Annotated in this window: 3 protein-coding genes and 1 pseudogene; all 4 read left to right on the forward strand. The window is 68.0% G+C overall.

The window, feature by feature from the left end:
* Positions 1 to 1385 (forward strand): annotated as a pseudogene (locus MXD58_RS22285) (hypothetical protein); the annotation flags it as partial.
* 13 nt (positions 1386 to 1398) lie between these two features.
* Positions 1399 to 1815 (forward strand): DUF6112 family protein, encoded by a 417-nt coding sequence (locus tag MXD58_RS22290; RefSeq protein WP_248839884.1) that lies wholly within the window; start codon positions 1399 to 1401, stop codon positions 1813 to 1815.
* Between the two features lie 69 nt (positions 1816 to 1884).
* Positions 1885 to 2691 carry a DUF8175 domain-containg protein gene (locus MXD58_RS22295; RefSeq protein ID WP_248839885.1) on the forward strand — a complete coding sequence of 269 codons (807 nt, stop codon included), beginning with the start codon at positions 1885 to 1887 and terminating at the stop codon, positions 2689 to 2691.
* 146 nt (positions 2692 to 2837) lie between these two features.
* Positions 2838 to 3953 (forward strand): hypothetical protein (locus MXD58_RS22300; protein WP_518478607.1); only part of this gene is annotated, 1116 nt, incomplete at its 3' end.

Here is a 3953-nt window from a genome sequence, read left to right on the forward strand (position 1 = left end):
CCGACCTGCACCCCGCTCAGCCGCCGGTCCCCGATCTGCCCCTGTCCCCGGCTGCCCGACAGGCCCCGGTGCAGGGCCCACCGCTGCCCGCCGCCCGCACGACCCCCCCGGTCAAGGCGCCCGCACCCGCTGCCCGCAAGGCCGCGGTCCGGCCCGAGTCACCCGATGGCACACCGCGATCATGGCGCGGTGGTCAGGAACTCGAACCGCGCGAGGAAATCCCCGTCCGCCTCTCGGCGCGCGACCGTGCTCGCATCCCGCTCCCAGGCTCCTGGCGGATCGCGGTGACCTCCCTGTTCCCCTACTCGGGCACGACGACCCTGGCCGGGGTCATCGGCCTGACCCTCACCGGTATGCGGGCCCATCCGGTCCTCGCGGTCGACCTCTGGCCAGGCGAGCCCACCGAAGCCGTCGCCACGTCACCGGCGTCCGCCGACGAGGACGAGCCCAGAGGGGACCCGCTGACCAGCCGCGTCGGTTCGGCCGGGACGACCAGCCTCGCCGACGTCCTTGCCCATCAGGCAGGTGACGGCTCCGCCGCCGAGCTGCGCCTGATGATCAGCGGTCGGCGCGGGGGCGGCGCGCGGGACCTCGACGTCCTGCCGCTACGGTCGGACGCTGGCCGGTTCGCGCAGCCACTGCGGGAGGGGGTGGCAGCGGAGGCGGATGTGCCGGCTCTGCCCCCTGGCGAACAGCACGTCGCCGCTGGCGGCCTGCGGTCGGCGCTCGGCCTGCTCGCACACTCGTATCCGCTGGTACTCGTGGACGCGCCGACCGAGGCGCCGCTGACCGACGCCGCCGTCGAAGCCTCGGACCTCGTCGTGCTCGTCACCCTCGCCACCGCGGCCGACCTAGAAGCCACGATCATGCGGCTGCGGGCGTTCCGTGAGGCCGTCGGCGACGGCCTCGCCGGCGACGGCGCCCCGCCCATCGTCGCGGCGATCGTCGCCCCCCGCCGCGGCCGTCCGTCGCCACGGACCCGGGCCGCCGCGGCCCGGCTCGGCCGGCAGGTCGAGGCGCTCGTGCGGATCCCCTACGACCCTCGGCTCGACCCCAGTCGGCACACCCCGGTCCGCATCCCCCGACTACGCAGGCGGACTCGTCGCGCCTACCTGCGTCTCACGGCAGCAGCGGTCGAAAACCTGTTCATCCTCGCAAAAGCTGAGGTGGGAGCGTCAGGGAAGACCAGTGAAGGGCTAGCCGGAGCCTCACCCGGAGTCATCCAGCCGATCACGACACGTACCCAGACCGGCGCAACGAGCGGCCCACCAGCCACTACCGGGGATCACGACGCATCGACCGGCGTATCATTCGGCGACCTACGGTCACCAACGGCACCCTCACGGATCGCCGGACCGGATCGTCCGGGCGAGCCTCGCCCGTGAGAAAGGAACCGCGATGATCCACGACGCCGCCTCCGCCCAGGCGACCGTCCTCCTTGCCGCCGTGCAGGTGAAGCCGGACGACTCGAAGGCGCCTGGCATCAACGCGCTGAAAGACCTGGTCAACGGCCTGGCAGCCTATGCCGTGATCGCCGCCGTGGCCGCCGTGCTCCTTGGCGGTATTGCCTGGGCGCTCGGTGAACGGATGGGTCTTGAACGCGCGTCCACGGTCGGAAAGAGCGGTGTCATCGCGGGCTTCGGCCTGGCATTCCTCGTCGGCGCCGCCGCGGCCTTCATCAACTTCTTCCTGGTGACCGGCGCCACCGCCACCGCCCCCGCGCCCAACCCAGGCGGTCAGCGCCCTCCGGCCGTTGAGCTCACCGTCGCCATCGACCCCGACGTGGTCCATGACCCAGCGTCCTCCCTGTTCTAACCGGTTCCCCGGGTGCACGCGGGCGGACATTGCGATGATGACCGTGCCGTCTTGTGAGGGGAGTGGGCGTTGCCGGGTTACACGGATACCGTAGCCAGCCGCCTCATCATGATCATCGCAACCGCCAGCGCGGTCAGCGTGATCAGCGGAGTGCTCATCGGCCGCTACGCCATCCCAAACAACAGCACCTCCCCGGACCCGACCTCTGTCGCGTCGAGCCAGAGCCCCGGGGAGCCCGCGGATAAGCCGACACCATCTGCATCCGCTACAGCGCTTGTGCCGACCTCAGTCCCTCCGCCGACAACAACGTCGGGTGGCCCTGCAACCGCGGAGGGTGCAGTTCCGGGAACACCTACGCGCATCAACCAGTACGGAATCCCCATCGGATATCCCCGCACACAGGCTGGCGCCGTCAGCGCATGCGCAAACTATGACGCGATCAACGGAAAACTTCAGAACCGCGAGCCAACAACAATAAGAAGGCTGTACGCCTCAGTCGCAACCCCCGAGGCGTCTAAAAGGCTCTCCGACCTCATAATAGAGAACGACAAGAAGAGCGCCAAAACATACGGGGTACCGTCCATTCAGGCGCCGAACTTTGGCTTCATTGGTCGCGCGACCGGATATTCGGTGCAATCTTACAGCGACGACAAGGCCGATGTCACCATTTGGGGTGTCCTGGGCTTTGGCATTTATAATAGCGCAGATGCAAATCTATCTCCTAAGGAAGGCTGGGCAACCGATACCTGCCGCGTCATCTGGAGCGACGGCGACTGGAAACTTGAAGACGCGGGCGACGGTCCCGCAAACCCGGCAATTACAGAGCGCGCTGCCGAAGGTTTCAAGGAATTTCTATTGGTCGGAGCTGGGACGTGACTGAGGGCACCGTAGTTCTTGCTGCAAGCTTCAAGGATTTCAATCCACTCAATGCCGTCAAGGGTGCGATTGGGTCGAGTGTTGATGCTTACTTCGATTCGATGGGGAAGGCGTTCTGCGGGATGGCCGCGGACCTTTCTAGTTCTGTGTTCAGCTTCGCTTCGCAGAAGACGGCCATCGATCTCAACGCCGACTACGTGGTCCAGAACTACAACATCGCGTTCGGCATCGCGGTCCTGATCGTCACGGGTCTCTTCCTGTGCGCGGCCATCATGGGCGCGGTACGCGGGGATCCACACGTCTTCACCCGGGCGGCGGCGGCAACCGGTACGGCGATCCTTGGCTCCTTCATCGCGCTCGCTCTCCTGCAGATGATCCTCACCGCGTCGGACGGGATGGCGGACGCCTTCGGCGATGGGAAGCCGCTGGGGTCGACGCTCGTGGCCCAGCTGCGCGCACTACCGGAACAGGGCAACTTCGCCCTGGACCTGGTCCTGTCACTTCTCGTGGCAATGTTCTCTTTCGCGTTGTTCGTGGTGCTCTACATCCGCAAGGTCGCCATCATCGTGATGGCCGTTTTCATCCCGCTGTACCTCGCCGGTCAGCCCACGATGTCGACGAGTGCCTGGATCAAGCGCGCCACCGAGATCCTCCTGGCGCTGATCTTCGCTAAGCCCGTCATCTATGCGATCTTCACACTGGGTGCTGGGATGGCGAGTGATTCCACCGGGTCCACGGTGGACCAGACTCTGACGATCCTCAGCGGAACCGTCGTGATGATCGCCGCCGTGTTCGCGCCGTTCGTCCTCATGCACCTCATGGGATTCGCGGACGTTCACCTGATGAAGGCCGTCGGCTCGGCGGGTCGCCGTAGCGCGGCGTCCTTCGGTCAGGGTGCCGGCGCGCTCCTGGGATCGACGTCGCGCGACACCTTCCGGGGAATCGGCGCCCGCATGCAGACACGTAATCGCGGTGTTCTCGGTGACGCCGGTGGTGGTGGCGGCATCGGTGCGCAGCCTGGTCTCGCCCGACCCGCCGCCACGGTGCGTGGCGGTGGACGCGGCGGCTCGCCCCTCGGCGCTCCCGCCCGGCCGGGCGCCGCGACCACAGCCGTGCGCGGCGGCACCGCCAGCCGGCCACGTCCGGCCCGGGCCAGCTCCACGGCGGCCAGCGCCCCTGCCCGGCCGTCCACCCGGACAGCCATCGGGGTCGGCGCGTCCTCCCGCGCCGCGTCCGCCACTCGGGTCGCGCCGGCCCGGAGC

It is taken from the genome of Frankia sp. AgKG'84/4, assembly GCF_023242965.2.
Classification (GTDB): Bacteria; Actinomycetota; Actinomycetes; order Frankiales; family Frankiaceae; genus Frankia.

Bases quoted from the DNA above. Each gene is read 5' to 3' on its own strand.
- MXD58_RS22290 (WP_248839884.1), top strand. From the start codon at position 1,399: ATGATCCACGACGCCGCCTCCGCCCAGGCGACCGTCCTCCTTGCCGCC.